Below are 25,806 nucleotides of genomic sequence, written 5' to 3'. Positions count from 1 at the left end.
ATGAGGTTCGTCAGCGAGATCCGGCACCGCCTGGTCGACCGCACCATCGACGGCACCACCAACCAGGTGTCCGAGCCGTACACGGTGCGGATGCCGAAGCTGCCCCGCGACAAGGACACGATGGCGCTCGTCGGCGTCAGCGGCCTGGTCCTGGCCCTCACCCTCGTGGCGATCGTCTGGTCGACGCACAGCATCGGCACCCTCCTGGGCGGCGGCGTCGGCTACTTGGCCGGCATGGTCTTCGATGCCGCCTGGCTGGCCGTCCTGCTTCTGGAGTGGATGGCCCGCTTCGACCCGGCCAAGCGGCAGTTCCCCCGCAAGGTCGGCTGGATCCTGGCCCTGGTCGCCGCGGGCGCCATCTTCCTCGAGGGGATGCTCGCCGGCGGCTGGCAGATGGCCGCGGTCGGCGCCGCCGTGTCCATCGTGGCCAAGGTGCTGTGGTGGGCAGTGTTCAAGCACATCGACAAGGACCTGTCGCCCGCCGACTCCCAGTGGGTCGCCGCGGAGATGTCGAAGGCGAACGCCAAGCTCGCCATCGCTGGCGTTCGCCGACAGGCCGCGAAAGCGGAAGTGCATGCCCGGCTGGAGCTCCTGGCCGCCGAGCGAGACCTGAACGAACTGGCCGGGCTCGATCACTTCCGCAGCAGTGCGAATGCGATCACGGCCGAACAGGTCCGCGAACACGAGGGCGCTTCGGGCCGCCCCGAACCCGCTTTGAACAGGGCGAACACGGTTCGCGAACAGCCCGAACCCGACGCGAACATCGCCCATCTGGCCCGCGTCGAGCTGACCGCCGGAGCGTCCAAGCAGGAGGCGGTCGAGGCGATCCTCGCCAAGGTCCCGGATGCCAAGCAGACGTCCGTAGAGGCGACCGTGCGGCGGGAGCGGAACAAGCTCGACCGCGCCGCCTACCGGTAGCCCCCGGTCTCTCCCGTCCCCCGCACCGTGCGTGTGGGGGAGCGGTGGGGGCCGGGATCCACCCGGACCGACTTGGAGGGGACATCGTGAGCGCTGCCAACGGCGGAACTCAGCACTTCGCAAAGGGTGTCAGGAGCAGTACGGGAAAGACCCCGCCGAGCAAGGGTGACAAGACCAAGCACGGGCCCTCGTTCAACTTCGGCCCGAACATCAACGTCAACTCGACCCGAACCACCACCTCGAGCGGCAGCGGCGGGGGTCCTGCCGGCGGACAGGGGCGGTCCCAGTTCATGCTGCCCGACCCTGAGTTCGGGTCGGCGGCCGAGTTGAGGAACTACTGCAACACCCTTCGAGCCTTCGCGGTCCACGCCTCCATCGAGGTGTACGTCGCCGCGGAGATCCTGAAGGCCGCCCTGTCGCAGGCCAAGGGCACACCGCAGGACAACATCATCCAGCACAAGCTGAGGGCCAGGAAGATCGCCCGGAAGCTGAAGAAGGCCGGCGAATCCCTCGCCGACGCCGCCTCGAACGCCGCCGCCACCTACGCCGCGTTCCAGCGCGAGTACTCCGACATCACGTCCGCCCGCCCCCAGAACCGGCCGGCGCAGGGCCGCCCGTTCCAGTACTGAGAAGGAGGCATCCGGCATGACCAGCAAAGACGTCGAGCAGCGGCACGAAGACCAGCTCAAAGGCAGCAGTGATGGCGGCGGCATCAAGGGCTACCTGCTGCACCGCGCGAAGCCGTACCTGCCGCCGTGGCTCGGCGTCGGCGCGGTCGGCACGACCAGCACGATCGGACACCTGGTCTGGGCGGAAGACGTGGGGATGGGCATCGGCCTGACCCTCGGCTCCGTCACCCTGACCGTCGCGACGTGGTGGGCGGCCAAGACCACCGGCCGGGAGCGGCGTATCCACTCCGCCATCACCGTGGCCGCCGCGTCGGCCTGGACCACACACGCGGTCGCGTTCGGCCCCACCCCGGTGCCATTCGTCGTCGGCGGCGTGGTCATCGCCCTCAGCTGGAACATCCGGCAGACGATGCGCCGCGACCCTGACGGCGCCCGCAGCGCGGCATCTGACGGTGGCCTGATGGAAAAGATCGGGCTGGCCAAAGCCAAGATGGGACAGGCGAAGGTCGAGGCGAACCGCGTCACGGTTCCCATCGCGCTCGAGCCCGGCAAGCAGACCAACGACGACATGGCCAAGGCCCTCGGCAACGTGGCGTCCGCCCTGGACGTTCCCGCGACCGCGATCCGCTATCTGCCCGACCCGGACTCGGCCCGCCGCGGCGAGCTCATCATCGTGCCCATGGACATGCTCGCCGACACCGTCCGCTGGGAAGAGGTCGGACCGTCCCTCCCCGGCGGCTCCATCACCGACCCGCTGGTCCTGGGCGTGTACGACGACGGCCAGCCGCTGATGCTGTGGCTGCCCGGCGACCCCGAGCAGCAGCGCAACGCCACCCACCTGCTGATTGCGGGCATGACCGGCGCCGGAAAGGGCGACGGCGCCCTCAACCTGATGACGGAAATCCTGTCCCGCAGGGACGTCATCTTCTGGCTGTCCGACCCCAAGGGCTTCCAGGACTTCCGGCCCCTGCTGCCCGCCATGGACTGGGCAGTCGACGGCAACGGCACCGAAACCATGGTCGAGGCGGTCGTCCCGGCGATCCAGGCCCGCACCGCGTGGCTCGGAGGCCACAACTACCGGCAGTGGTGCGCCGAGGCGGCCGAGACGCAGACCGACCCGGCGCACTCCTGCCGCAAGGACCGCACGCCGTGCGGCTGCCCGGGGCTCCCGTTCCATGTCACCTGGTTCGAAGAGGCCGGCGTCTCCCTCGGGCTGCTCGGCGACGACGCCTTCAACTCCATCGCGAACCTGGCCCGCTCGGCCGGCATGGCCATCGTCATCTCCCTACAGCGAGCCAGCCACGACCAGATCAGCACCACCACCCGTGACGCTCTCGGCGGCCGCCTTTGCTTCGGCGTCCCCAACGCGACCGCCGCCGGATTCATGCTGCCCGACGCCGTCATCGACGCCGGCGCCGCACCCGAACGCTGGTCCAACCGGCGCCCCGGCTACTGCTACCTCGTCGCCCCCGGCATCGACGACGCCCGTTCCTCCAGCCCCGGCCGAACCCGCTGGTTCACGCCGTCCGCGATCTCTCTGATGGAGACCGTGGCGGACTGGAACGCCCGTCATGGCGCCAAGGTCGATTTCATCACCGCTGGTGCGGCCGCGATGGCGGTGGGTAAGGCGTATACGGAACGGGCCCGGCATCAAGAAGAGAACCCGGAGCCCAACGAGGATGACGAGGAGACGGCTGTGAGCCGCTTGGACGACGAAGACCTCGACATCGACCCGCGCGAGGAACTGCCTCAGCCGGGACCCGGTGAGGAGAACGTCGTCTTCGGGCAGCCCGACGGTGCGGATCTCAGCCGGGAGGAAGCCCGCACGGTCCTGCAGGAGATCGTCGCCGAATTCGAGGCCAACGGCACGATGGTGATCGGCGTGAAGGAGGTCATGGAGCACGGTGACCGCCTCGGCCGGAAGCGCGGATGGGTCTCCGGAGAATTGCAGCAGCTCCTCGACGGCGGGCGCCTGGCTATCACGTCCAAGCCCGGCCGGTACCGGATCGTGCCCGCCATGGCCGACGCCTGACAGTCCTGGCACCTTCTGACGCGTCAGAAGGGCCTGACACCCAAACCCCTAGGCAGGAGCGGGTGTCAGGCGGCTCTGACACCCGATCTGACGGGCATCTGACAGCACGTCGAAGCGGCTTCGAATGCCCGGCCGCACCGCGCGTTCGAACATCCACTCTTTACGTAGCCGATCACCCGTAGTAAACTGCCCGGCAATCGACAGAGAATGTCGAGCTGCTAGCCCCAGGCAGTAGGCGAGTTCACCCCGGTGGAGAACCCCTACTGAGTAAGGCCAGCGGTGCCACCCAGGAGGTTCCCAAGGCGCCGGGCAGTGCGTGACTCAAGACGAGTCGCCCACATGCTCGGCGTTCGTGTTTTCCAGGGACCTTCCATGGCTCGGTACTTCTCCGGCCGTCGACTCCGCGAAGCGCGGAGGACAGCAGGCATCTCCCCAGAACAACTCGCCATCAGCGTGGGCCGGTCGGCGTACAGCATCCACGAGTACGAACTCGGGCGCGTCACCCCACCCATCACCGTCCTGGCCTCCATCGCCGACGTCCTCGGCCGGTCAGTTGACGACCTCCTCGCAGAAGAGGAAGCCCATGCCGCCTAAACGCCCCACGCTCGCCGAAGTCCGCAGCTGGCCCGCCACGATCAGCGTGGTGGAGGCTGCCAGCGCCCTCGGCTGCAGCAAGACCTACTTGTACGACCGGATCAACCAGGGCGATGCCCCCGTCAAGGCCATCCAGGTGGGCGACCGCCGCTGCATGGTCATCACGGCAGACCTCATCCGCCTGCTGTCCGGGGAGGATCGAGAAGCCGCATGAACCAGAACGTAAAAACGCCCCGGCTCGACTCCGGGGCGTTTCAGGAAGTCTCCACGGCTAGCGGGTCGACTGAGTCCAGCTTGTCACAGCCGGGGCCGCGCATCGACCCCGGCGACATCGTCGCCCTGTGGGCCGAAGCGCGCACCGCCTTCTACGCCGACGAGTTCCCGCCTTACGCCAGCAAGGCCTGGCGGGCGCTCCGGCCCGATGATCCGCGACGTCTTGCCGGCGTACTTGCAGCGGCTGAGCTCTGGCGCAAATACGGCGACGAAGAAGCACTCCTCCAGTGGTTCCGCGACGTCAGCAGCCGGTCCTTCGTGGCCGACGCCAAGACCCTGGCCGAGCTCACCGAAGCCCGGAAGCCCAAGCCCCCGCACCAACTGCAAGCCACCACTGGATGGCCTCCCATCCGTGTCCCCGGCGGCAACGGCCGCTACCTCACTTATGCCCACGAGAGGGGGATGGCCGCGTGACCACGTTCCACGTCCCCGACTACCCGCCCGACGACGACATGTGGGCGGGTGAGAGCGGTGCACCTACCAGCTTGCGAGCCGTCGGTTCCACGTCGGAGGAGCACTTCGAGGCCCGCCTCAAAGCCCTCGAAGCCGAGCTGCTCGACTCCGAAGCTCTCGACAGCATCGAACCCCTCGACCCGATCATCGCGGACCTGCTCTTCAGGGACACCTTGACCCGCGTGTACGGCGCTTCCGGCACCTTCAAGTCGTTCATGACCCTCGACTTCGCTGGCTGCGTCGGCACCGGCACCCCCTGGCACGGCCAGCAGGTCAACCCGGGACCAGTGATCTACCTGGTAGCCGAAGGCATGAAGGGCATCCGTAAGCGGGTCCGGGCATGGGAGCAGCACTACGGGCGCCGGATGTTTGGCGTGAAGTTCCTGCCCCGGCCCGTACAGGCCATGGACCCCGAATGGCTCGTGCTGGTCGAGCTCTGCCGGCGAATGCGGCCCGCGCTCGTCGTCATCGACACGCAAGCCCGCGTCACCGTCGGCATCGAGGAGAACTCCAACACGGAGATGGGCCGGGTCGTCGACCGAATGGAGCAGCTACGCGGGGCCTCCGAAGCCTGCGTGCTGCTGGTCCACCATGCCGGCCACGACAGCGACCGAGGTCGCGGAGCCACCGCGGTCAAGGGGGCCCTGCAGACGGAGCTCGGCGTCGAGCGCAAGGGCAAAGGGCTCTGTGACACCACCATCACCCTCAAGACGGGCAAGCAGAAGGACGACGAAGAGCTCGGTGACGTCGTCTTCGGCCTGCACCAAGTCGCCCTGAACGGTGAGTTCAAGGAAGACGGGTCGCCCGTCACCTCCATCGTCCTTGTACCTCTTGACCCCGTCAGCGTCCCGCAGGCCCGCACTGGACATGACGGTCGGGTCGCCGAGATCGCAGCCGTCCTCGACGCCAAGGGTTTCCCCACCAACTGGGGCCGAGACCGACTCAGGCAGGCCTGCAGCAGCCTCGGAATCCAGGCCGAGAACAAGCTGCTCGCCGACGTCATCAAGCACCGGAAAGAGCGTGTGGAGGCGACGGAAAACCTGTCCGCAAACCTGTCCGCTGACCCCTCAGGGACAGGACAGGAGGAACCGGACTAATTACCTGTCCGGAATCAGCGGACAGGTTCGGAAGAAACCCCAGGTCAGACCTGTCCCGGACAGGTAGCGGACAGGTAGCGGACAGGGCATGACGGACGACCTGTCCGCTCCGCTCCCCTCCTTTAGGGAGCGGACAGGTCGGACAGCCCCAGCCCCAGACACCCACTCACCCCCGTTGGAAGCCCTCATGAACGTGAACGACATCGTGCAGGAGCGAATAGAAGAAGCCCGGCGAAAGGCGGCAGCAAAGAAGCGCGCACGCCAGGAACTCGCCGCCGCCCGGCTCCGCGGCCTGCAGGCCCGGTACACGGCCAAGCTCCGCCGGACCAAGGACCAGCAGTGACCCGCCGGCCGAAGCCCCTCCAGTGCGCCGCCTGCGGAGCCGGAGTCCGCCGCGGCAAGTACCGGCTGTGCATGCTCGGCTGCGGGGCCCGCCTCCACACCGACTACCGAAGCCCCTGCGTAGACGCACACATCCCCGTCTGCGGCGCCTACCAGCCCCACCCCCAAGCCACCGGAGGAACCGTGGCCGACGTCGACCTGTACCTCACCGCCTACGGGGCGACGATCGCCGCCCTCCGAGACGACGACACCGCCCTGCGGACCCTGTTCGCCGGCCTCGACCCTGCCGAGATCGCAGGAGTCGCCGAAGGCGTCCTACTCACCATGGCCAGCACCGTCCGCGAAGCCATCGGAACGGACGCCACCGACCGGATCATCGACGCAGTACAGAACCTCGCCTACACCGACAGCCACGAAGGGACCCCGTCATGAGCATCGGGCAGATCCACGACAGCTACCGTCGCCAGGTCGACCGCATCCAGACCAACCGCGCTTACAGCAACCACGCGAAGCAGGTCCTCGCAGCAAAAGCGTGGACGCAGGCCGCTCAGCAACTGGAGCAGCTCCGGCAGTCCGAACTGGCCCAGCTGGCCAGTCGGCGCGAGCAGCTCAACCGGAAGATGTTCGGGAGCACCGGCACCGCGGACCCCAGCACCGTACTTGCCCGCCGGGACGCAGCCGACCGCGCCGCAGCCATCGACAACCCCCGCATCGCCGCCGCGACGCTGGAGCGCGCCGAACGTGACGGTGACCGCACCCTGGCCCAGGCCGTCGCTGCCCACGCCAACACCTACGGCTGGACCGAAGTGGTCGACCAGTACGCGGCCACCACACCGGCGTTCGCCGAAGCAGCGAAGGAATGGAACAGCCTGCCGGGCACCGGAGACGACTTCTGGGAGACCAAGCACGGCCTGCAGTTCATCCTCGCCAAGCCCGGCGAGATCGCCCGCCTGGATGACTCGCAGGCCCGCGCCCTGGCCGCCGAAGACATCGAGGCGGCGTGATGTACGGAACCAGCGTCGCCGACGCGGAGCGGGCCGTCCGTGCAGCCGAGCGGCGCAAGCTGCCCGTCCCCGCAGAGGTGTACGAAGCCCGTCGGCTACAGACTGCAGTGTTCGACGCAGGCCGCACCCCCGACCCCGAACGGCCGGCCCTGCCCGCCACCGCAGTCGAGGCGGCAGCCGTCATCCGGCAGCACGCCGAAGCACTTCGTCTCGCTGACGTCACCCGCCGCGCCGCCGACCTGTTCCACGAGGAGGCCGACCAGCGGTTCGTCAGCACGGCTCAGGCCGCCGTCCCGAAATGGGTCGCGGGCCTCGACAAGGAGTTCAAGACCCTCGTCGGTGTCGTCGCCAAGGCCGCGGCCAGACTCCCCGAGGACGTCTCCCTGATCGACCCCAAGCGCATCAACTGGAACGACCCCGCCATCACGACTGCATACGCCCGCGCTGAAGGTGCAGTGGTCCAGCTGGAGCAGCTCGTCAGCGACAGAGCTTCGATCTCGGCCGTGGCCGGCAGCGACGGCGGCAGGGACAACACCCTGTTCTCTGTAGCGGCCCTGCCTGAACCCACTGTGCAGAGCGTCATGGATCAGGGCTGGCAAGACCTGCACCCCGTCATCGCCCAGTGGCGAGACCTGCACCAGCAGCCCGTCGCGCGCTGGGTGTACCTGGTCAGACAGCAGGCGCTGACGCTCGGGCTGGCCACACCAGGTCAGGTCAGAGAACGCGCTGGCTGTGTCCATCTGTGGCGCGAGGCCACGCACGCACGGTCGGCAGCCCAGACGCTCCGTGGAGCGCGCGACCTGGTCACGCAGGCACTCAGCGCGTGACCCTCACGACTCGGCGTCAACGGCACCGGCTTCGGCCGGACCCATGGTGCGGAGCCGGCTACCTCGAGCCGCACCAGCGCCGACGTCCCGGACGGGCCACACGGTCCGTCCGGGACACCCAAGATCACCCTGGGGAGATTACCTTGATCCACTTTTCTCAGGAGATCGGGACGTGTAGCACCCAATCCTCTGCGTGCTGATCGCGCTGTGTTTTTCGACTGACAGGAGTTGACCATGGAAGTGCTGAAGGCGCCCCTGGCCTCCCTGCCGGACCCCCCGGACGGCCTTGGCCCGCGGGCGGCACGGCTGTGGGAGGACATCGTCGAGGAGCAGGAGCTGCGTACCGACGAGCTGCGGGTCCTCGAGGACGCCTGCCGGGAGGTCGATCTCATCGAGCGGATGCACGCGGAGCTGCGGGATGCTCCGCTCGTGGTGAAGGGGTCGATGGGCCAGGACGTGGCTAACCCGCTCGTGCAGGAGCTTCGGCAGCACCGGGCCCTGGTGGCCCGCCTGCTGGGCTCTCTCAAGCTGTCCGACGAGGACGGGGAGGGTCATGATGCGCGCGCTCGCTCGGAGCAGGCCCGTAAGGCCGCACTGGTTCGTTGGCGGGGGCCGGCATGAGTCGCCCGCGGCGCCGTACAGGCCAGCCGGACGGTATGCCGGACTGGCTGGCGACGTACCGCGCCGACTTGTGGGCCGGTGACCTTGAGGATCTGCTCGAGGTGTACTACTTCGGCCGGTTCCGCTGGCGGGAGGCCCGCCAGGAGTGGGCCCTCGGCGGACGGCCGGAGCCGAGTACGGAAATCCCCAGACTCAGGGCCACAGACAGCGTGAACACGATCCCGATCTCTGCAACCGCCCAGGGGCCCCCGGGCCCCCAGGGTCCCAACTACGTGCCTGCCGTTCACCAGGCCAGACCCATCAAGCTCCACTGATCAAGCCTTCCAGGACCGCGCCACGGACTACCGGAAGGGGTAGCCATGGCGATCACGGTGGGATCCGTCGAAGTCGACGTCATCCCGAACACGAGAGGCATCTACGGACGCCTGCAGGCAGGCCTGATACCAGCATCGACTCGCGTCGGCGACGACATGGGCCGCGTCATCGGTGAGCGGCTCTCGGCTCAGGTGGCGAGCGCTGTACGCGAGGGTGTCGCGCAGGGCGGCCGGCAGGCGACTGCGACAGCGGGACGCCAGGGCAGCGACGCAGGCGGCGCGTTCGGCCGGACGTTCCGCTCCCGGATCGAGGCCGCGGTCCGGGCCTTGCCGGACATTCAGATCGGCGCGGACACGGCCGAGGCCGACGCGGACATCCGGGCCCTGCGTGAGCAGCTGGCGACGCTGTCGCGGCAGCGGGTCGGCATCGACGTGGACGCGGGGGCGGCCCGCGCGCAGATCGACGAGATAGAGCGGGAGCTCCGCCGGCTGGGTCTACAGCATCCCGACGTCGCGGTGCGGATCAACTCCCGTGCTGCGATCGGCGAGCTGGAAGCCCTGCGTGCCGAGCTGGTCCGCCTCGATGGCCAGGACGTCAACATCGACGTCGACGCCCATACGGCCGCCGCGAACATGAACCTGCTGACGACTGCAGCCCTGGCGTTCGGTCCGGCCCTGCTACCGGTCCTGCCGATCGCGGCGGCCGGTCTGGGGGCGGTTGCTGCTGCTGCCATCTCGGCGAGTGTCGGGGTCGGTGTGCTGGCCGCGGTGGCAGCTCCGGCGGTGGCGGGCATCGCCCGTGCTCTACAGGCTCAGCGGGCCGCCCAGGACGCAGTGTCGACCTCGAGCAGCACCGGAGCCCAGAGGGCCCTGCAGATGGCAGGCGCCCAGCAGGCTCTCGCATCGGCGCAGCGCAACGCCGCCTCACAGATCGCCGCCGCCCGGGACCAGGTGGTGCAGGCGGCCCGCGGCGTGTCCGACGCTGAACGCCAGCTGTCCGACGCACAGAAGGAGTCGACACAGGCCCAGCTGGACCTGGTGGCCGCTCGCAAGGAGGCGGCCCAGCAGCTTGAGGATCTTTCGTCGCGGTACGCGGACGCCCAACTGTCGGTACGGGACGCCGAACTGTCCCTCGCTGAGGCGCAGCAGCGCCGCCAGCAGGTTGAAGCGGACCCGAAGTCGACTCTCCTGGACCGGGAGCGTGCCGCTCTCGCTGTCGACCAGGCCACGCAGCGGCTGAAGGAGCAGACAACCGAGACCAAGCGGCTCGGCGAGGAGCAGGCTGCCGCCGCGAAGTCAGGCGTTGAGGGCACGGATGTGGTGACACGGGCGCAGGACCGCCTCGCGAAGTCGCAGCAGGCCGTCGCGGACCGCAGCCGTGCCGTTCAGGACGCGCAGGCCGGCGTCGCGAAGGCTCAGGCCAATGTCGCCCGGACGGCGGCGCAGGCTGCGGACTCCATCGCGTCGGCTCAGCGCGGCATTGCCTCGGCGGCTGCGTCGGCTGCGGGCGGCGTGGACCAGGCCGCGGCGGCGCAGGCGAAGTACCAGGCGGAGCTCGACAAGCTGTCGCCGGCAGCCCGGGGCACTTTCAACGCGTTCGTTGCGCTCCGGTCAGCGTTCTCGCAGTGGTCGCTCAGCCTGCAACCTGCGGTCATGCCGATCTTCACCAGGGCGCTGGAGGGCATCAAGAACAGCCTGCCGGGTTTGACGCCGCTGGTGCTGGCCGCTGCTTCGGCGGTGACCGGACTTCAGGACAGGGTGTCGGCCGGCTTCAAGTCGCCCTGGTGGCAATCCTTCAAGGAGGACTTCGCCACCTCCGTCGAACCTGCCATCACGGGCCTTGGGATCACCTTCGGCCGCATCTTCAAGGGCATGGCTGGCATCATCGACGCCTTCCTGCCGCACATGGACTCCATCAGCGACCGGATGCAGGCCATCAGTGGCCGCTTCGCTACGTGGGGCACGTCCTTGAAGGGGTCCCCAGCGTTCGAGGGGTTCCTGTCCTACGCGGCCACGATGGGCCCTGTAGTCGCCGAGACGGTCGGGGACATCGCCCGGGGCCTCTTCGACGTCGCCAAGGCCCTGGAGCCGATCTCAGGGCCGCTCCTGAAGGTGCTCGGCGCCTTGTTCGAAGGCGTGTCATGGATCGCGACGAACTTCCCGGGCGCCATCCAGCTGGTGTACGGCATCTTCATCGCGACCCGGCTGTGGGCGGGCGGCATACTCCTGTGGCAGGGCGCGATGTGGCTCGCCTCGGCCGCCATGACGGCCTTCAACATCATTTCGATGGCTGGCCCCTGGGGCTGGATCATCCTCGCGATCGTGGCCGTGGTCGCCGTGGTCGTGCTCATGTACAACAAGTTCGACTGGTTCCGGGCCTTCATCGACGGGGTCTGGCGCGGCCTCGTCGCTGGCTTCCAGCTGCTCGGCCAGGCAGCGCTGTGGCTCTGGGAGAACGGCATCCGTCCCGCGTTCGAGGGCATTTGGCTCGCCGCGCGCGTCCTCTGGGCGATCGTCGTTGTGGCGGTGGTCGTGCCCATCATGCTTGCCTTCCGGGCGCTCGCCGCAGTCGCGATGTGGCTCTACGAGAACGGCATCCGTCCTGCCTTCCAGGCCTTCGCGGACCAGGCGATGTGGCTCTGGACCGCTATCCTGCGGCCCGTCTTCGGTTGGATCGGCGAGGCCGCCGTGTACCTCTGGCGGGAGTGGATCAGTCCGGCCTGGGACTCCATATCGTCGGAGACTCACTCCCTGGGGGATCGCTTCCGGGAGCTCTGGGAGTCCTACATCAAGCCGATCTTCGGTTGGATCGCCGAAAAGGCCGGCTGGCTGTACGAGAACGGCATCAAGCCTTGGTTCGACCGCATCAGTCAGGCGGCCGGGCTGGTCAAGGATGCTTTCGTGTTTGCCAAGGACGGCATTAAGTCGGCCTGGGATCAGCTCGTCGACATCACCCGCAAGCCGGTCCAATTTATCGTCGAAACCGTGTACAACGGCGGCATCGTGCCGGTCTGGAACGCGGTCGCGAAGATCGCGGGCCTGGGGCAGCTCGAGAAAGTGAAGTTCGCGACGGGCGGCTCGGTCTTCGGCGCCGGCACCGGTACGTCGGACTCCATCCCGGCCCTGCTGTCCAACGGGGAGCATGTCTGGACCGCGCGAGAAGTCCAGGCGGCCGGCGGTCACTCGGTCATCGAGTCCCTCCGTCAGCGGGCCTTGCAGAGCGGATCGACCTTCGCGTCGGGCGGCGCTGTCGGTATCCCGCGCTTCGCGGATGGAGGCGTCGTCGACTGGCTGTCCGGAAAGGCTCAGCAGCTCGGTGGGGCCGTAATGACGGCCTTCGATTTCATGGCGAACCCCGGCAAAGGCTGGGAAGCCGCCACGAAGGGCCTGCGGGACAAGATCGGGGAAAACCTCACCGGCAACCAGTGGGCGCAGGCCCTGAGTCAGCTCCCGATGAAGATGCTCGAGGGCCTGAAGAACAAGGTCGTCAAGGCGGCCGAGGATCTGATCGGAGGCGGAACGGCCAGCGGCTCCGTGGCTGCCGCCATGGGCTTCGCCCGCTCCCAGGCCGGCAAGCCCTATCAGTGGGGCGGCGCTGGCGACCCGAGCTGGGACTGCTCCGGCTTCATGTCCGGAATCCAGAAGGTCATTCTGGGCCAGTCCCCGCTCGGCAGGCTCTGGTCCACGTTTTCGTTCCAGGGGGACACGGCCCCGGCCGGCTGGCGTCGCAACCTGCGCTCCCCGTTCATGATCGGCGTCACCAATGCGGGCGTGGGTCACACGGCCGGAACCCTCGGCGGAATGAACGTGGAGTCCCGCGGCGGGGAGGGGGTCGTCGTCGGCAGCCGGGCGCGCGGCTACACCGACAGCCTCTTCCAGGATTGGTACGGTTTCGCCCCCGCCCTGGGGACATTCGATTCCGGCGGCTACCTGCAGCCCGGCATGAATCTCGCCTACAACGGCACTGGGAAGCCTGAGCCGGTCTTCACGACGGCGCAGGCCCGCGCGCTGACCGGCGCAGCAGCCCGCGGCGGCTCCAGTGGTCCCGCCCGCTTCGAGGGTTCCCTCTACCTGGATTCCGGAGAGTTCCTGGGCCGTGTCCGCGGCGAGGCGGAGTCCGTCGTCGCCGCCCACGACCAGAACCGGACGATAACTCAGCGCGCCGGCAGGAGGTACTGACGGGCGGACTGCTCGGCATGCGGGCAGCGATGATGTGGGTTCGTGGCGGCGGAGGAGGTATGAAATGCCAGAGCCGAAAAGGATCACTCTGAGCAGTGGCAAGGTTCGGTATCGCGCTGTTGTCGATGCCGGGCGCGACGAGAGCGGCAAGCGGATCCAGCTCACCATCACCAAGAACACCAAGACGGAGGTGAAGAACGAGTGCGCCCGCATCCTGTCCGGCCGGAAGGACGGCACGTTCGTCGCGCCGAACAAGATCACGGTGGGGGAGTGGCTCGACCAGTGGCTGGAGTTCAAGAGCCGTGACGTCGAGGAAACGACGATCCGCACCTATCGGCTCGCCCTGGTGCATGTCTACGACCGTCTTGGGGCGATCCGCCTCCAGGAGCTGACCGAGGATCGTGTCCGCGATTTCGTGGACGAAGTTGTCGCGACCGGGCGGCGGAAGGGTGGTGAGCCCGGCACCCGCTTGGCCATCTCTACGGTTGAAGGGATCCTCACCCGCCTCCGAGAGGCCCTGGCGCGAGCGGTCATTCGGAAACTGGTCGCGGTGAACGTGGCGTCAAAGGTGCGTCCCTCACTCGCCGACAAGAAGACCGACAAGCGGGAGGACGTCCGGGCCAAGCCGTGGACGGTGGCAGAAGTCCAGACGTTCATCCGTGGCGTCCATCAGGATCGGCTGTTCGCACCCCTGCTCTTGTCGTTGATGGGTCTCCGGCCCGCCGAGGTGTGCGGCGTGCGATGGGCGGACGTTGACCTCGAGCAAGGGCTGCTGTCCATCGAGCGGACGCGCACGATGATCGGTAACCATCGCGTGCTCGAGAAAGACACGAAGACGGCGTCCGGCGAACGCGTCCTGCCGCTACCCCGCGGGCCATGGGAAGCCCTGCGCGCCCTGCGCCTGCAGCAGGCCCAGGAGGAGCGAGCTGCAGGAGAGGGCTACACGGGCACTGGGTACGTCGCTGTGAACGAGCTCGGTGTCCCGCTGAATACACGGCAGCTTCGGGAGTACGCCTACGCGCTCATGGCTGCGCTGGAGCTTCGCAAGGTCCGCCTGTACGACGCGCGGCACTCGGTCCTGAAGGCCCTGGCGCTCAGCGGTGTGCCTGATGTCATCCTCGCCGCGTGGGCCGGCCACACGAATGCGGCCTTCACCAAACGGAAGTACGTGTCCATCGAAGCCGAGGATATGAGGGGCGCGGCTGCCGCCCTCGACGTCTTCCACGGCGAAGATCGAAAAGCCATCCTGTGAGAAATTGTGAGATTTGATCTCTCGCGAGTCCGCTCAAACGTCGTTTGACCTGCTGGAATCTGATTCTCAGTAGAACAGTGGAGGGATTCTACTTGGGCCGCGGCTGTGTGTTTACGCAGGTAGGGGGCCCAGCCCGGATTGTGCCTTGCTACGAGAGCCGCTCGCCCCTCGGAGCCTCGTACGCCAGCAGCTCCGGGCGCTTGGCCGGGCGGCCGTCGCCGCTGGAGCGGCCGGTCAGGCGGCGGCCGACCCAGGGGATCAGGTGCTGCCGCGCGAAGCTGAGGTCCTGTGCGCGGCGCCGGGCCCAGCCCGGCGGGAGCGCGGGCGGCAGTTCGGTGCGCCAGTCGGTCTCGGGGGGCAGGCCGAGCGCCTGCCAGACGGCCTCCGCCACCCGGCGGTGTCCCTCGGCCGTCAGGTGCAGCCGGTCCACGTCCCACATCCGGGGATCCCCGAGCGCGGCGGCCCCGTACAGGTCGACCACGAGGGCCCCGTGGCGCGCGGCGAGCTCCTCGATGATGACGAAGAGCTCCTCCATCCGGGGGCGGAAACGTTCCATCACGGGTCCGTTGCGGCCCGGGGAGCGCATCAGGACCAGCGTCTTGCAGGAGGGGGCCAGCAGGCCGACGGCCTCCTCCAGGTGCCCGCGCACCCGGCCCATGTCCACCTTGGGGCGCAGGGTGTCGTTCAGTCCGCCGACCAGGGCCACCACGTCGGCGCCCATGGCGGCCGCCGCCGGTGCCTGCTCTTCGGCGATCTGCCCGATCAGCTTGCCGCGGACCGCGAGGTTCGCGTAGCGGAAGCCGGGCTCGCGCGCCGCGAGGCGGTCGGCCAGCAGATCGGCCCAGCCCCGGTAGGAGCCGTCGGGAAGCAGGTCGGACATGCCCTCGGTGAAGGAGTCGCCGACCGCGACGAAACTGGTGTAAGACGCATTCATCTCCATGGCGGGAGCGATGCTACCGCGCGGTACGCCGTTCTCGCAGCGGTACCCCGCCCCGGAGCCCGGGGACGGGGTACCGCGCGCGGCCCGCGAACCAGGCGGACTAGGCCGAGGCGGGATTGCCGAACAGCTCCCGCAGGACGTCCTCCATCGTGACCAGGCCCGTCATGGCGCCGTCCGGGCCCAGGACCGCCGCCAGGTGCGTACGGCTGCGCCGCATCGCGGTCAGCACGTCGTCCAGCGGGGTCTCCGCCCGTACCTGGGCGATCGGCCGCAGCGCCGAGACCGGGAAGGGCTCGTCGCGCTCCGCCGCGTCCAGGGCGTCCTTGACGTGCAGGTATCCCAGGATCCGGTGCTGTGCGTCGATCATCGGGAAGCGGGAGTACCCGGACTCCGCCGACAGCCGCTCCAGCCCGGCCGGAGTGATGCCCTCGCGGGCCGGAACCACCCGGTCCGCCGGCAGCACCACATCGGTCACGGGCCGGCGCCCCAGTTCCAGGGCGTCGTGCAGCCGCTCGCTCGCCCGGCCGTCGATGAGCCCCGCGTCACTGGAGTCCTTGACGATGCGGGCCAGCTCGTCGTCCGAGAAGGTGGCCGTGACCTCGTCCTTCACGTCCACGCGCAGCAGGCGCAGCAGGGCGTTGGCGAAGGCGTTGATCGCGAAGATCACCGGCTTCAGCGCCCGCGCCAGGGTCACCAGCGGCGGCCCCAGCAGCAGCGCGGTGCGCACCGGCTCGGCCAGCGCCACGTTCTTCGGCAGCATCTCGCCGAAGAGCATGTGCAGGTACGTGGCCAGTGCCAGCGCCACCACGAAGGAGATCGCGTGGGTCAGGCCGGCCGGCACCCCGAAGAAGTCGAAGGCCGGAGTCAGCAGGTGCGCGATGGCCGGCTCGGCCACCACACCCAGCACCAGGGTGCACAGGGTGATGCCCAGCTGGGCCGCAGCCATCAGGGCGGACACGTGCTCCAGGGCCCACAGCACGGCCTTGGCGCGCCGGTCGCCCTGTTCGGCGTAGGGCTCGATCTGGCTGCGCCGGACCGAGATCAGCGCGAATTCCGCGCCGACGAAGAAGGCGTTGACGACCAGGGTCGCCAGGCCGATCAGCAGCTGGACGGCGGTCATCGGGCCTCCTCCCCGTCGTTGTCGGACGGCTCGGCCGGCGCGTGCAGCAGCACCCGCGCGGCCCGTCGCCCACTGGCGTCCACCACGTCCAGGTGCCAGCCGTCGAGCTCCAGGCTGTCGCCGACCACCGGGATCCGCCCCAGTTCGGTCGCTATCAGACCGGCCAGGGTCTCGTAGGGACCGTCCGGCACCCGCAGGCCGATCCGCTGGAGCTGGTCGGTACGGGCGGAGCCGTCGGCGGAGAACAGTGCGCGCCCGGCGGCGTCCACCCCGGCCGAGTCCAGGTCGGAGGTCTCGTGCGGGTCGTGCTCGTCGCGGACCTCGCCGACGACCTCCTCGACGATGTCCTCCAGGGTGGCCACACCGGCCGTGCCGCCGTACTCGTCGATGACCACGGCCATCGTCTGCTTGCCGGACAGCCGGTCCAGCAGCCGGTCCACGGTCAGCGACTCCGGTACGAGGAGGGGTTCGCGCAGCAGCGAGGAGACGGGGTGGTGGTGGCGCTGCTCGGCGGGCAGCGCCAGTACGTCCTTGATGTGGACGGTGCCGACGACGCTGTCGAGGTTGCCCCGGTAGACGGGGAAGCGTGACAGGCCGGTGGCCAGCGTCGCGTTCGCGACGTCCTCGGCGGTGGTCTGCAGTTCCAGGGCGGTGACCTGGACGCGCGGGGTCATGACGTTCTCCGCGGTCAGGTCGGCCAGGTTCAGGGTCCGCACGAACAGCTCGGCGGTGTCCTTCTCCAGGGCGCCCGCCTTCGCGGAGTGCCGGGCCAGGGCCACCAGCTCCTGCGGGGTGCGCGCCGAGGCGAGCTCCTCGGCGGGCTCCAGGCCGAACCGGCGGACCATGTGGTTCGCCGTGCTGTTCAGATGGCTGATCAGGGGCCTGAACGCCCGGCTGAAGACCCGCTGCATGGTGGCGACCCGCTTGGCGACGGCCAGCGGCGAGGAGATCGCCCAGTTCTTGGGGACCAGCTCGCCCACGACCATCAGGACGACGGTCGACAGCACGGTGCCCAGGATCAGGGCGGTGGAGGACGCGGTGCCTTCGGACAGCCCCATGGCCTTGAACGGGCCCTTGAGCAGGGCGGCGATCGAGGGCTTGGAGATCATGCCGATGACCAGGCCGGTCACGGTGATGCCGAGCTGGGCGCCGGAGAGCTGGAAGGTCAGGCTGCGGACGGCGGCCAGGGCACTGTCGGCGCCGCGCTCGCCGCGCTCGACGGCCCGCTCCAGTTCGCTGCGCTCGATGGTCGTCAGCGAGAACTCCGCGGCGACGAAGACCCCGCAGGCAAGGCAGAGCAGCAGCGCCAGGACGAGCAGGAGCACTTCGGTCATCGGTGGTTCACCTCCGTCCCATGATCAGTCAGGAGGAGGGGTGTCGCGCGACGTCGCGGAAGCGGATGGCGGGTACTGGGAGGCTCGCCCATGGGCGGACGCTCACACCTTTCGTTACATGGAGAAACCGATGGATACATCGTAAAGGAAGGGCAAAGAGATCTGCTCACTCTTTTGTCGGGGCCCGTTCGGCCGTGATGGGATCCGCACATGAACGATCTTCACATCGAACCCGCCACGGCGGCGGACCTCGCCACCGTGCTCGACTTCTGGAAGGCCGCGGCCGAGGGCACGAGTATCAGCGACGACCTCGACGGCGTCGAGCGGCTGCACGCCCGCGACCCGCAGTCGCTGCTGCTCGCCCGGCGCGACGGCGAACTGGTCGGCACGGTCATCGCGGGGTTCGACGGCTGGCGATGCCACCTGTACCGGCTCGCGGTGCACCTGGCCCACCGCCGCCAGGGGATCGGCTCGGCCCTTCTGGCCGCCGCCGAGGAACGGTTCGCGGCGCTCGGCGGACGGCGCGCGGACGCGATGGTGCTCAACCGGAACGAGCGCGGACAGCGCGCGTGGGTGGCCGCCGGCTACCACCCCGAGGACCACTGGACGCGCTGGGTGAAGCCGCTGAACGGGTGACGGCGCCGCTTGTACGGGGCGGCGGCCGCCGCTCTCGGTGAGCGAAGGCCGCCGGTACGTTCATCCGCGCGCGGCCCTCAGGCCGGCCAGGCCGTGAGGAACGACCGCTGGGACCACGTGCCGCGCAGGGGCGGTGCCAGCCAGCCGGGGGCCGCCGCACGGAAGGCCGCGGGATCCAGGGCGCCGGCGCCCTCCGCGACCGCGCCGAGCAGGGGGAGCGCGGAGACGGCGGGCAGGTCGGCCAGGTTGCAGCGGGCCGCAAGGCCCGGGTCGGCGGGCCAGCTGCCGATGACCAGGCCCAGGGCGGCGAGGCCCCGGGTCCGCAGGGCCTCGGCGGTGAGGGCCGTGGAGTTGAGCGTGCCCAGGCCCGCCGGGGCCACGATCAGGGTCGGGGCTCCGAGTCGCCGGGCCGCGTCGGCCAGGGTGTGGCCCGCCTCGTCGAAGCGGACCAGGAGGCCGCCCGCACCTTCGACCAGGACCAGGTCGTGGGAGAGGGCGAGCCGGTGCGCGGTTTCCGCGATCGCGGTGGGGGAGACCGTCGGGAGGGACGCGCGGCGGGCCGCCGTGTCAGGGGCCAGCGGCTCCGGATAGCGGGCCAGTTCCACCGTGGTGACGGCGGAGCCGGCCAGCCGGGCGGCCTCCGCCACGTCGCCGGGCTCGTCCGGGCCCACCCCGGTCTGGGCCGGCTTGAGGACGGCCACGGAGAGGCCCGCGGCGAGCGCCGCCGCGGCGAGCGCCGAGGTGACGACCGTCTTGCCGATCTCGGTGCCCGTACCGGAGACCATGACGATCCCGGGCGCAGGCGCGGTGGATCCGGGTGCGGAGGCGCCGGGGGTGAGGGTGTCGCCCATGTCAGGCCTCCTTCGCGGCCGCGAGGACTCCGCGGCAGATGCGGGCCACGTCGGCGTCGCCCGTGACGAAGGGCGGCATCGTGTAGATCAGGTCCCGGAACGGGCGCAGCCACACGCCCTCCCGGACCGCGGCCCGGGTGGCGGCCGACATGTCGACATCGTGGTCGAGCTGGACCACGCCGATCGCGCCCAGGACCCGTACGTCCTTGACCCCCGGGAGGGCCGCGGCCGGTGCCAGGCCCTCGAGCAGGCCCGCTTCGATCCGCTTGATCTCGCGCTGCCAGTCCTGCCCCAGGAGCAGGTCGACCGAGGCCAGTGCCACGGCCGTGGCCAGCGGGTTGCCCATGAAGGTCGGCCCGTGGGCCAGTACGGGGACTTCGCCCCGGGAGATCCCGTCCGCCACGCGCTCCGTGCACAGGGTGGCGGAGAGGGTGAGGTAGCCGCCGGTCAGCGCCTTGCCCAGGCACATCACGTCCGGGGTGATCCCCGCGTGGTCCGCCGCGAACAGCGCGCCCGTGCGGCCGAAGCCCGTGGCGATCTCGTCCAGGATGAGCAGGACGCCGAACTCGTCGCACAGCTCCCGCAGGACCCGCAGGTAGCCGGGGTTGTGGAAGCTCATGCCGCCCGCGCCCTGGACCACCGGTTCCACGATCACCGCGGCCAGTTCGTCCGCGTGCGCGGAGACCAGGGAGCGCAGGTGGGCCACGTACGCGGGGTCCAGCGGGGCGGAGAAACCGCTCGGCGGGGCGTCCGCGAAGAGCTGGCGCGGGAGCATGCCCGACCACAGCTCGTGCATGCCGCCCTCGGGGTCGCAGACGGCCATCGGCTGCCAGGTGTCCCCGTGGTAGCCGCCCCGCCAGGTGAGCAGCCGGGTCTTGCCCGGCCGTCCCATGGAACGCCAGTACTGGAGGCACATCTTCACCGCGACCTCGACCGAGACCGAGCCCGAGTCGGCGAGGAAGACGTGTTCCAGGCCGGCCGGGGTGATCTCGACGAGCTTCGCGGCCAGCCGGACGGCGGGCTCGTGGGTGAGACCGCCGAACATCACGTGCGACATGCGGCCGAGCTGGCCGGTCACGGCCTCGTTCAGCGCCGGGTGGTTGTACCCGTGGATCGCCGACCACCAGGAGGCCATGCCGTCGACGAGCTCGTCGTTGCCCTGGGCCGTTTCGGCCAGCCGCAGCCGGACGCCCGAGGCGGAGGCGACGATCAGGGGCTCCTGGCGTCCGGGCATCGGGCCGTAGGGGTGCCAGACGTGCTGCCGGTCCAGCGCGAGCAGTTCGGCGGCCGGCAGCGCGTCGGGCGAGTGGTGCAGGTCAGGCATTGGGAGCGAGATCCGTTCCCGCGCCACGGCGGCGTACCGCCACCAGACCGGAGCGGACCTCGCCCGCCTCGGCCTGGGCCGGTACGGGGGCCTCGTGCCCGGCGTGCCCCGAGCAGCCGCCGCACGCCGAACCGCAGCCGGCCTCGTCCGCCGTGGCGGAGGAGCCGCAGACGGAGGCGCCCGCACCCTGCGAGCCGCAGCCGCCGGTGGCGGCCGCCGCCTGCTCGGAGCGGTGCGCGGGCAGGGTCGTCGTACCGGCGCCCTCGACCTCGAAACCGGCGTCCGCGATCATGTCGAGGTCGGCCTGTCCGGCCTGTCCCTCGCTGGTCAGGTAGTCGCCCAGGAAGATCGAGTTCGCCACGTGCAGCGCCAGGGGCTGCAGGGTGCGCAGGTGCACCTCGCGGCCGCCCGCGATCCGGACCTCGACGTCGGGGCAGACGAAGCGGACCATCGCGAGGATGCGCAGGGCGCGCTGCGGGGTGAGGTTCCACTCCTTGGCGAGCGGGGTGCCCTCGAAGGGGATCAGGAAGTTGACCGGCACCGAGTCGCTGTCGAGGTCGCGCAGCGCGTAGACGACATCGACGAGGTCCTCGTCGCTCTCGCCCATGCCCGCGATCAGACCGGAACAGGCCGACAGCCCGGCGGCGTGCGCCTTTTGTACTGTGTCGACCCGGTCCGCGTAGGTGTGGGTCTTGGTGATCTGGCCGTACGTGGCCTCGGAGGTGTTGAGGTTGTGGTTGTAGGCATCCGCACCCGCGTCCTTCAGGCGCTCCGCCTGGCCGTCCGACAGCAGACCGAGGCAGGCGCACACCTCGACGCCCTCGTTGTTCTCCTTGATGGCCTCGATGGTCTTGCCGACACGGTCCACGTCGCGGTCCGTCGGGCCGCGCCCGCTCGCCACCAGGCAGACCCGCTTCGCCCCGCCGGCCACGCCGGCGGCGGCGGCCTGCGAGGCCTCCTCGGGCTTCAGCCAGGTGTACTTGAGGATCTCGGCCTTCGAACCCAGCCGCTGGGAACAGTACGAGCAGTCCTCCGGGCACAGCCCCGACTTGAGGTTCACCAGGTAGTTCAGCTTGACCCGACGGCCGAACCACTGGCGGCGCACCTTGCCGGCCGCGGCGACCACGTCGAGCAGTTCGTCGTCAGAGGTAGCCAGCACGGCGAGTGCTTCTTCACGGGTCGGCAGCTCGCGCCGCAGCCCCTTGTCCACGAGGGTGTTCAGCAGGTCCATGACGCCGATCCTGTCCCACGTGACCACTCCCGGCCAAGGAGAGATCCAACAACATGGCTTGAAGAGAGTGTGTGTATCGCCACACTTGGCGGTCGAGTGGTGACGGCTAGGGTCGGTCAGGTCTGTGGACTGCCGACAAAACGCGAGGACTGCCGATGCCCGACCAGCACACCGCCGCCCCCGCGGACGTCTTCTCCTGGATCGACGACGCGGAGCGGGCCCGGGAACAAGCCGGACTTGTCCGGACGCTGCGCCCGCGCCCGGCCTCCTCGCCGCTCCTCGACCTCGCGAGCAACGACTACCTGGGGCTGTCCCGGCACCCCGAGACCGTGCGGGGCGCGCGCGAGGCGGCCGAGCGCTGGGGCGGTGGAGCCACTGGATCCCGCCTGGTCACCGGGACGACCGAACTTCATGCGGAGCTCGAGCGGGAGCTCGCCGCCTTCTGCGGGTTCGAGGCCGCGCTCGTCCTCTCCTCCGGGTACGCGGCCAACCTCGCCGCCGTGTCCGCGCTGAGCGGCCGGGGCACCCTTGTCGTCTCCGACGCCGCCAACCATGCCTCGATCGTGGACGGCTGCCGGCTGTCCCGCGCCGAGATCGCCGTCGTCCCGCACTGCGACCCCGAGGCCGCGCGCAAGACCCTCGCCGGGTACGAGGGGCGGGCGCTGCTGGTCAGCGACTCGGTGTTCTCGGTGGACGGGGACGCGGCTCCGCTCGCCGAGTACGCCGAGGTCTGCCGGGCCGAGGGCGCGGCCCTGCTCGTGGACGACGCGCACGGACTCGGCGTACTGGGCGAGGGCGGCCGGGGCGCGCTGGCGGCGGCCGGGCTGGCGGGTGCGCCCGGGGTGGTCGCGACGCTGACCCTCTCCAAGTCCCTGGGCAGCCAGGGCGGGGCGGTCCTCGGGCCGGCCAAGGTGATCCGGCACCTGGTGAACACGGCCCGGACCTTCATCTTCGACACCGGGCTGGCCCCGGCCGCGACGGGCGCCGCCCTGGCCGCCCTGCGCCTGCTGGAGCGGGAGCCGCAGCGTGCGGAGCGGGCCCGCGAGGTGGCCGCCGATCTGTACGGGCGGCTCACCGCGTCCGGCCTGACCGCGGCCCGGCCGGACGCGGCCGTGGTGTCGGTACGGGCCCCGTCGGCTTCGGCGGCACTGCGCTGGGCCGCCGACTGCCGCGAGGCAGGTCTGTCCGTGGGGTGCTTCCGCCCGCCGTCGGTGCCGGACGGCATCTCCCGGCTGCGCCTGACGGCGCGGGCCGATCTCACGGGGGACGAGATCGGCCGTGCGGTGGAGACGATCCTGCGGACCGCTCCGCACGGGGCCACGGACCGCTAGGCGGACCAACGGGCCGGTGGGCCCACGGACCGCCGGACGGGGCTACGGGAGCACGTCGGCCCGTACGGAGACGAGGAAACCGTCCCAGGCCGGCCCGGTGAAGAGCACGGCCGGGCCGTCCGCCCGCTTGGAGTCGCGGACGGCCAGCAGGCCGCCGGTGAGCACGGCCGTTTCCACGCAGTTGTTCATTCCGGTGCTGCGGCTGCTTCGCCGCCACCTCGCGCTGTTCAGAAGTCCGCTGGTGGATAAGGGGGTTGCGGACACGGGGGTGCCTCCTTACGCGTCGTCAGCGAGGGCGCTGATGAGATCCGACGAATCGCGGGGCGGGAGGGCGTGCGCCTGAATGCTGCGGAACGCGGCGCTGTACGCCTCAAGGTCTTCCTTCCGCTCCAGATAGAGGCTACTCGTCAAATGGTCGAGTACCACCACATCCAGATCGGCGATGTTCGGAAATGAGAAAATAACGAACGGTCCGGTCAGGCCGAGATGTCCCCCGACGCTGAACGGCAGCACCTGCAGCCGCACTTGGGGCAGTCGCGACACCTCCACCAGGTACCGCAACTGCTCGGTCATCACCCCCGGCCCGCCGATCTTCCGCCGCAGCACCGCCTCGTCCAGCACCGCGCTCAGCTCCAGCGGCGGATCGGCCCGCAGGACGGACTGACGCGCCAGCCGTACGTCGACCAGCGCGTCGACCTTGGGCTCCGGAAGCCCGCCCAGCGCGGCCCGGGTCACCGCCCGCGCGTACTCGGGGGTCTGCAACAGGCCGGGCACCACCGAGAGTTCGACCGTACGGGCCGCGCGCGCTCCGGCCTCCAGGCTGATGAAGTCCCGGTACTCCTGCGGCAGCAGCCCCCGGTAGTCGTGCCACCACTGGCGCCCGCGCCCGGTGTCGGCGCCCGGGGCCGGACCCGCCGCCGAGGCGGAGAGGGCCTCCAGCAGCGCGCGCTCCTGCGGGCTCACGACCTCCCCGTAGGCATCGAGCAGCAGCCGGATGTCCTCCAGCTTGACGCCGCTGCGCCCCGTCTCGATTCGGCTGATCTTCGACTGGTGCCAACCCACGAGCCGGGCCGCCTCACCACTGGTGAGTCCGGACCGGTCGCGCAAGGCGCGCAGTTCCTCGCCGAGCTTGCGCCGGCGCACTGCAGGACCGTGCTGCACACCTGCCTCCTTTCACCGGCACAGGTCGCACCAGTCTGCCGTCCAAATACGCTCTTCCGTAGCAGAGTTCACTGCATCGAGCGACAGATATATGCATATGTTGGGGGATCGGCAGAAACGGCGGGACGATGGATGGCACTCTGGCGTCCAGCACAGATCCGGGGCGATTGCGCTCCGGTGGGAAAGGGACCGTCGCCATGGCAGATCACCAGGAAGCATCCGTCACTCTGCCGAGCGATCCGGCTTCGGTCAGGGCCGCCCGCCGTTACGTCGCCGAGGTGCTGGACGGGTGGGGACTGCCCGAGGGGACCGACACGGCCGACAGCGTGCGGCTGATCGTCTCGGAGCTCGCCACCAACGCCGTGCAGCACACCTTCGGCCAGTCGCCCACCTTCACCGTGGACATCCGCCTCGAGCGCGAGGAATGGCTCCGCGTAGGGGTCACCGACAGCCACCCGCGCTGGCCCAAGCGGCTCCCGGCCGCCGTCCAGCAGGACAACGGCCGAGGCATGGTCATCATCCGCTGGCTCACCGCGGAAGCGGGCGGCCGGCTCTCCGTCAGCCCGACGGAGGACGGCGGCAAGACCGTGTGGATCGCCCTGCCCTGGGCGGTCGGCGCCCCGGCGAGGACCACCACGGGCTGTTGAGCCGCGAGCTGTTGAACCACGGCCCGCGGAGCGAGTGCCTGCCGGATCAGGCGCCGGCGCGCTCCGAGACGCTGCGCTCTATGCACAGTTCGTTGCCCTCCGGATCCGCGAGCACCACCCAGCCGGTGCCGTCCTCCCGGCGGCGGTCGTCCAGCAGCTTCGCGCCGAGGCCGATGAGGCGCTCGACGTTCTCGTCGCGGGTCCCGGTCGTCGGCATGATGTCCAAGTGGACCCGGTTCTTCCCGGACTTCTCCTCCGGGACCCGGATGAAGAGCAGTCCGGGCACGCCCGGCTGACCCGGCACCAGCAGGATCTCGGGGTCTTCCGCGAGGTCGTCCGGGTGGATCGGGAATCCCGTGACGGCGGACCAGAACTGCGCCAGCCGGTACGGCTCCTGCGCGTCGATGGTGATGTGGTGGATGGGGTTGGCGAACATCCTGCTCCTTGTACGAGTGTCGGCCGGGCCGGCCGCGTATACGGTAACCGGCTTCGAAGGCTCCCCGAATTGAACCGGGTACCTCCCCGAAACGTGGGTTAACTCGGCGGAAAAATGCGGTCCCTAGCGTGTCGGGCACGTCCTCCGGTCAATGAGCACCCATGGATCGGCAAAGGGATGGTCCGTGCTACGGAAAGCCTTTCCCCGCGTTGGGGCAAGAGACGCTTGATACGGAAACGCGCAGGTCAACAAAGTGTTGA

General features: G+C 69.8%; 26 protein-coding genes. 17 read left to right on the top strand and 9 right to left on the bottom strand.

All coding sequences use genetic code 11. The annotated features are described in order from the left end of the window. From OHU74_RS04985 to xerC, 14 genes are all read left to right on the top strand, one after another. Window positions 1–918 (top strand): hypothetical protein, encoded by a 918-nt coding sequence (locus OHU74_RS04985; RefSeq protein WP_371614773.1) that lies wholly within the window; start codon window positions 1–3, stop codon window positions 916–918. An 86-nt stretch (window positions 919–1,004) separates the two neighbouring features. Then, the gene (gene traA / locus OHU74_RS04980; protein ID WP_371614772.1) at window positions 1,005–1,547 is read left to right on the top strand and encodes a plasmid transfer protein TraA; all 543 of its coding nucleotides are present in this window, start codon (window positions 1,005–1,007) and stop codon (window positions 1,545–1,547) included. A gap of 16 nt (window positions 1,548–1,563) precedes the next feature. After that, window positions 1,564–3,579, top strand: a complete 2,016-nt coding sequence (gene traB, locus OHU74_RS04975) for a plasmid transfer protein TraB (RefSeq protein ID WP_371614771.1) — start codon at window positions 1,564–1,566, stop codon at window positions 3,577–3,579. 372 nt (window positions 3,580–3,951) lie between these two features. Then, window positions 3,952–4,173, top strand: a complete 222-nt coding sequence (locus tag OHU74_RS04970; RefSeq protein ID WP_371614770.1) for a helix-turn-helix domain-containing protein — start codon at window positions 3,952–3,954, stop codon at window positions 4,171–4,173. Then, a complete protein-coding gene (locus OHU74_RS04965) occupies window positions 4,163–4,387 on the top strand; it encodes a helix-turn-helix transcriptional regulator (RefSeq protein WP_371614769.1) in 225 nt (74 codons plus the stop codon). The genes OHU74_RS04970 and OHU74_RS04965 overlap by 11 nt, the downstream gene beginning before the upstream one ends. After that, window positions 4,384–4,860, top strand: a complete 477-nt coding sequence (locus OHU74_RS04960) for a hypothetical protein (protein WP_371614768.1) — start codon at window positions 4,384–4,386, stop codon at window positions 4,858–4,860. The genes OHU74_RS04965 and OHU74_RS04960 overlap by 4 nt, the downstream gene beginning before the upstream one ends. Continuing rightward, complete coding sequence (locus OHU74_RS04955) at window positions 4,857–5,996, top strand: AAA family ATPase (protein ID WP_371614767.1); 1,140 nt, start codon at window positions 4,857–4,859, stop codon at window positions 5,994–5,996. The genes OHU74_RS04960 and OHU74_RS04955 overlap by 4 nt, the downstream gene beginning before the upstream one ends. A gap of 187 nt (window positions 5,997–6,183) precedes the next feature. Beyond that, window positions 6,184–6,339 carry a hypothetical protein gene (locus OHU74_RS04950; protein ID WP_371614766.1) on the top strand — a complete coding sequence of 52 codons (156 nt, stop codon included), beginning with the start codon at window positions 6,184–6,186 and terminating at the stop codon, window positions 6,337–6,339. Next, complete coding sequence (locus OHU74_RS04945; protein WP_371614765.1) at window positions 6,336–6,770, top strand: hypothetical protein; 435 nt, start codon at window positions 6,336–6,338, stop codon at window positions 6,768–6,770. Before OHU74_RS04950 ends, OHU74_RS04945 begins: the two co-directional genes overlap by 4 nt. Beyond that, window positions 6,767–7,342 (top strand): hypothetical protein, encoded by a 576-nt coding sequence (locus OHU74_RS04940; protein ID WP_371614764.1) that lies wholly within the window; start codon window positions 6,767–6,769, stop codon window positions 7,340–7,342. The genes OHU74_RS04945 and OHU74_RS04940 overlap by 4 nt, the downstream gene beginning before the upstream one ends. After that, entirely contained in the window at window positions 7,342–8,169 is an 828-nt protein-coding gene (locus OHU74_RS04935) for a hypothetical protein (protein ID WP_371614763.1), read from the top strand. The genes OHU74_RS04940 and OHU74_RS04935 overlap by 1 nt, the downstream gene beginning before the upstream one ends. 234 nt (window positions 8,170–8,403) lie before the next feature. After that, window positions 8,404–8,790, top strand: a complete 387-nt coding sequence (locus tag OHU74_RS04930) for a P27 family phage terminase small subunit (RefSeq protein ID WP_371614762.1) — start codon at window positions 8,404–8,406, stop codon at window positions 8,788–8,790. 359 nt (window positions 8,791–9,149) lie between these two features. Continuing rightward, on the top strand, window positions 9,150–13,283 hold the full coding sequence (locus OHU74_RS04925) for a hypothetical protein (RefSeq protein WP_371614761.1): 4,134 nt from the start codon (window positions 9,150–9,152) through the stop codon (window positions 13,281–13,283). Between the two features lie 64 nt (window positions 13,284–13,347). Beyond that, entirely contained in the window at window positions 13,348–14,535 is a 1,188-nt protein-coding gene (gene xerC, locus OHU74_RS04920) for a tyrosine recombinase XerC (protein WP_371614760.1), read from the top strand. A gap of 148 nt (window positions 14,536–14,683) precedes the next feature. Here the strand turns inward: xerC and OHU74_RS04915 are convergent, their stop codons facing one another. The 3 genes from OHU74_RS04915 to OHU74_RS04905 all read right to left on the bottom strand — a co-directional run bounded on the left by OHU74_RS04915 (window position 14,684) and on the right by OHU74_RS04905 (window position 17,929). Beyond that, complete coding sequence (locus OHU74_RS04915; RefSeq protein ID WP_371614759.1) at window positions 14,684–15,475, bottom strand: SGNH/GDSL hydrolase family protein; 792 nt, start codon at window positions 15,473–15,475, stop codon at window positions 14,684–14,686. Between the two features lie 100 nt (window positions 15,476–15,575). Beyond that, a complete protein-coding gene (locus tag OHU74_RS04910; RefSeq protein ID WP_371614758.1) occupies window positions 15,576–16,595 on the bottom strand; it encodes a hemolysin family protein in 1,020 nt (339 codons plus the stop codon). Next, window positions 16,592–17,929: a hemolysin family protein gene (locus tag OHU74_RS04905; protein ID WP_371614757.1), complete on the bottom strand. Its 1,338-nt coding sequence runs from the start codon at window positions 17,927–17,929 to the stop codon at window positions 16,592–16,594. Before OHU74_RS04905 ends, OHU74_RS04910 begins: the two co-directional genes overlap by 4 nt. A gap of 210 nt (window positions 17,930–18,139) precedes the next feature. On the opposite strand from OHU74_RS04905, the gene OHU74_RS04900 reads away from it, so the two are divergent. Beyond that, the gene (locus OHU74_RS04900; protein WP_371614756.1) at window positions 18,140–18,565 is read left to right on the top strand and encodes a GNAT family N-acetyltransferase; all 426 of its coding nucleotides are present in this window, start codon (window positions 18,140–18,142) and stop codon (window positions 18,563–18,565) included. 77 nt (window positions 18,566–18,642) lie between these two features. On the opposite strand, the gene bioD is transcribed toward OHU74_RS04900, so the two are convergent. From bioD to bioB, 3 genes are read right to left on the bottom strand one after another with little or no spacing between them, the layout of a single operon-like run. Next, a complete protein-coding gene (bioD, locus tag OHU74_RS04895) occupies window positions 18,643–19,416 on the bottom strand; it encodes a dethiobiotin synthase (RefSeq protein ID WP_371614755.1) in 774 nt (257 codons plus the stop codon). A 1-nt stretch (window position 19,417) separates the two neighbouring features. Next, the gene (locus OHU74_RS04890; protein WP_371614754.1) at window positions 19,418–20,740 is read right to left on the bottom strand and encodes an adenosylmethionine--8-amino-7-oxononanoate transaminase; all 1,323 of its coding nucleotides are present in this window, start codon (window positions 20,738–20,740) and stop codon (window positions 19,418–19,420) included. Next, the gene (gene bioB, locus OHU74_RS04885) at window positions 20,733–21,971 is read right to left on the bottom strand and encodes a biotin synthase BioB (protein ID WP_371614753.1); all 1,239 of its coding nucleotides are present in this window, start codon (window positions 21,969–21,971) and stop codon (window positions 20,733–20,735) included. Before bioB ends, OHU74_RS04890 begins: the two co-directional genes overlap by 8 nt. Before the next feature lie 155 nt (window positions 21,972–22,126). On the opposite strand from bioB, the gene OHU74_RS04880 reads away from it, so the two are divergent. Beyond that, window positions 22,127–23,302, top strand: coding sequence for an 8-amino-7-oxononanoate synthase (locus tag OHU74_RS04880; protein ID WP_371614752.1), 1,176 nt, complete (start codon window positions 22,127–22,129; stop codon window positions 23,300–23,302). A 42-nt stretch (window positions 23,303–23,344) separates the two neighbouring features. On the opposite strand, the gene OHU74_RS04875 is transcribed toward OHU74_RS04880, so the two are convergent. Beyond that, entirely contained in the window at window positions 23,345–23,566 is a 222-nt protein-coding gene (locus OHU74_RS04875) for a DUF397 domain-containing protein (protein ID WP_371614751.1), read from the bottom strand. A 12-nt stretch (window positions 23,567–23,578) separates the two neighbouring features. Beyond that, a complete protein-coding gene (locus tag OHU74_RS04870) occupies window positions 23,579–24,463 on the bottom strand; it encodes a helix-turn-helix domain-containing protein (RefSeq protein ID WP_371614750.1) in 885 nt (294 codons plus the stop codon). A gap of 197 nt (window positions 24,464–24,660) precedes the next feature. On the opposite strand from OHU74_RS04870, the gene OHU74_RS04865 reads away from it, so the two are divergent. Then, on the top strand, window positions 24,661–25,110 hold the full coding sequence (locus OHU74_RS04865; RefSeq protein ID WP_371614749.1) for an ATP-binding protein: 450 nt from the start codon (window positions 24,661–24,663) through the stop codon (window positions 25,108–25,110). Window positions 25,111–25,156: 46 nt separating this feature from the next. On the opposite strand, the gene OHU74_RS04860 is transcribed toward OHU74_RS04865, so the two are convergent. Further along, window positions 25,157–25,546 carry a VOC family protein gene (locus OHU74_RS04860; protein WP_330295178.1) on the bottom strand — a complete coding sequence of 130 codons (390 nt, stop codon included), beginning with the start codon at window positions 25,544–25,546 and terminating at the stop codon, window positions 25,157–25,159. Window positions 25,547–25,806 lie beyond the last annotated feature (260 nt).

This window comes from Streptomyces sp. NBC_00454, assembly GCF_041434015.1.
Taxonomy (GTDB): domain Bacteria; phylum Actinomycetota; class Actinomycetes; order Streptomycetales; family Streptomycetaceae; genus Streptomyces.
This window is presented reverse-complemented; position numbering and strand designations above follow the sequence as displayed.

Excerpts from the sequence above, each read along its gene's own strand:
- OHU74_RS04985 (WP_371614773.1), top strand. The coding sequence starts at position 1 with ATGAGGTTCGTCAGCGAGATCCGGCACCGCCTGGTCGACCGCACCATC.
- traB (WP_371614771.1), top strand. The coding sequence starts at position 1,564 with ATGACCAGCAAAGACGTCGAGCAGCGGCACGAAGACCAGCTCAAAGGC.
- OHU74_RS04970 (WP_371614770.1), top strand. The coding sequence starts at position 3,952 with ATGGCTCGGTACTTCTCCGGCCGTCGACTCCGCGAAGCGCGGAGGACA.
- OHU74_RS04965 (WP_371614769.1), top strand. The coding sequence starts at position 4,163 with ATGCCGCCTAAACGCCCCACGCTCGCCGAAGTCCGCAGCTGGCCCGCC.
- OHU74_RS04960 (WP_371614768.1), top strand. The coding sequence starts at position 4,384 with ATGAACCAGAACGTAAAAACGCCCCGGCTCGACTCCGGGGCGTTTCAG.
- OHU74_RS04950 (WP_371614766.1), top strand. The coding sequence starts at position 6,184 with ATGAACGTGAACGACATCGTGCAGGAGCGAATAGAAGAAGCCCGGCGA.
- OHU74_RS04940 (WP_371614764.1), top strand. The coding sequence starts at position 6,767 with ATGAGCATCGGGCAGATCCACGACAGCTACCGTCGCCAGGTCGACCGC.
- OHU74_RS04935 (WP_371614763.1), top strand. The coding sequence starts at position 7,342 with ATGTACGGAACCAGCGTCGCCGACGCGGAGCGGGCCGTCCGTGCAGCC.
- OHU74_RS04930 (WP_371614762.1), top strand. The coding sequence starts at position 8,404 with ATGGAAGTGCTGAAGGCGCCCCTGGCCTCCCTGCCGGACCCCCCGGAC.
- OHU74_RS04925 (WP_371614761.1), top strand. The coding sequence starts at position 9,150 with ATGGCGATCACGGTGGGATCCGTCGAAGTCGACGTCATCCCGAACACG.
- xerC (WP_371614760.1), top strand. The coding sequence starts at position 13,348 with ATGCCAGAGCCGAAAAGGATCACTCTGAGCAGTGGCAAGGTTCGGTAT.
- OHU74_RS04915 (WP_371614759.1), bottom strand. The coding sequence starts at position 15,475 with ATGGAGATGAATGCGTCTTACACCAGTTTCGTCGCGGTCGGCGACTCC.
- OHU74_RS04910 (WP_371614758.1), bottom strand. The coding sequence starts at position 16,595 with ATGACCGCCGTCCAGCTGCTGATCGGCCTGGCGACCCTGGTCGTCAAC.
- OHU74_RS04905 (WP_371614757.1), bottom strand. The coding sequence starts at position 17,929 with ATGACCGAAGTGCTCCTGCTCGTCCTGGCGCTGCTGCTCTGCCTTGCC.
- OHU74_RS04900 (WP_371614756.1), top strand. The coding sequence starts at position 18,140 with ATGAACGATCTTCACATCGAACCCGCCACGGCGGCGGACCTCGCCACC.
- bioD (WP_371614755.1), bottom strand. The coding sequence starts at position 19,416 with ATGGGCGACACCCTCACCCCCGGCGCCTCCGCACCCGGATCCACCGCG.
- OHU74_RS04890 (WP_371614754.1), bottom strand. The coding sequence starts at position 20,740 with ATGCCTGACCTGCACCACTCGCCCGACGCGCTGCCGGCCGCCGAACTG.
- bioB (WP_371614753.1), bottom strand. The coding sequence starts at position 21,971 with ATGGACCTGCTGAACACCCTCGTGGACAAGGGGCTGCGGCGCGAGCTG.
- OHU74_RS04880 (WP_371614752.1), top strand. The coding sequence starts at position 22,127 with ATGCCCGACCAGCACACCGCCGCCCCCGCGGACGTCTTCTCCTGGATC.
- OHU74_RS04865 (WP_371614749.1), top strand. The coding sequence starts at position 24,661 with ATGGCAGATCACCAGGAAGCATCCGTCACTCTGCCGAGCGATCCGGCT.
- OHU74_RS04860 (WP_330295178.1), bottom strand. The coding sequence starts at position 25,546 with ATGTTCGCCAACCCCATCCACCACATCACCATCGACGCGCAGGAGCCG.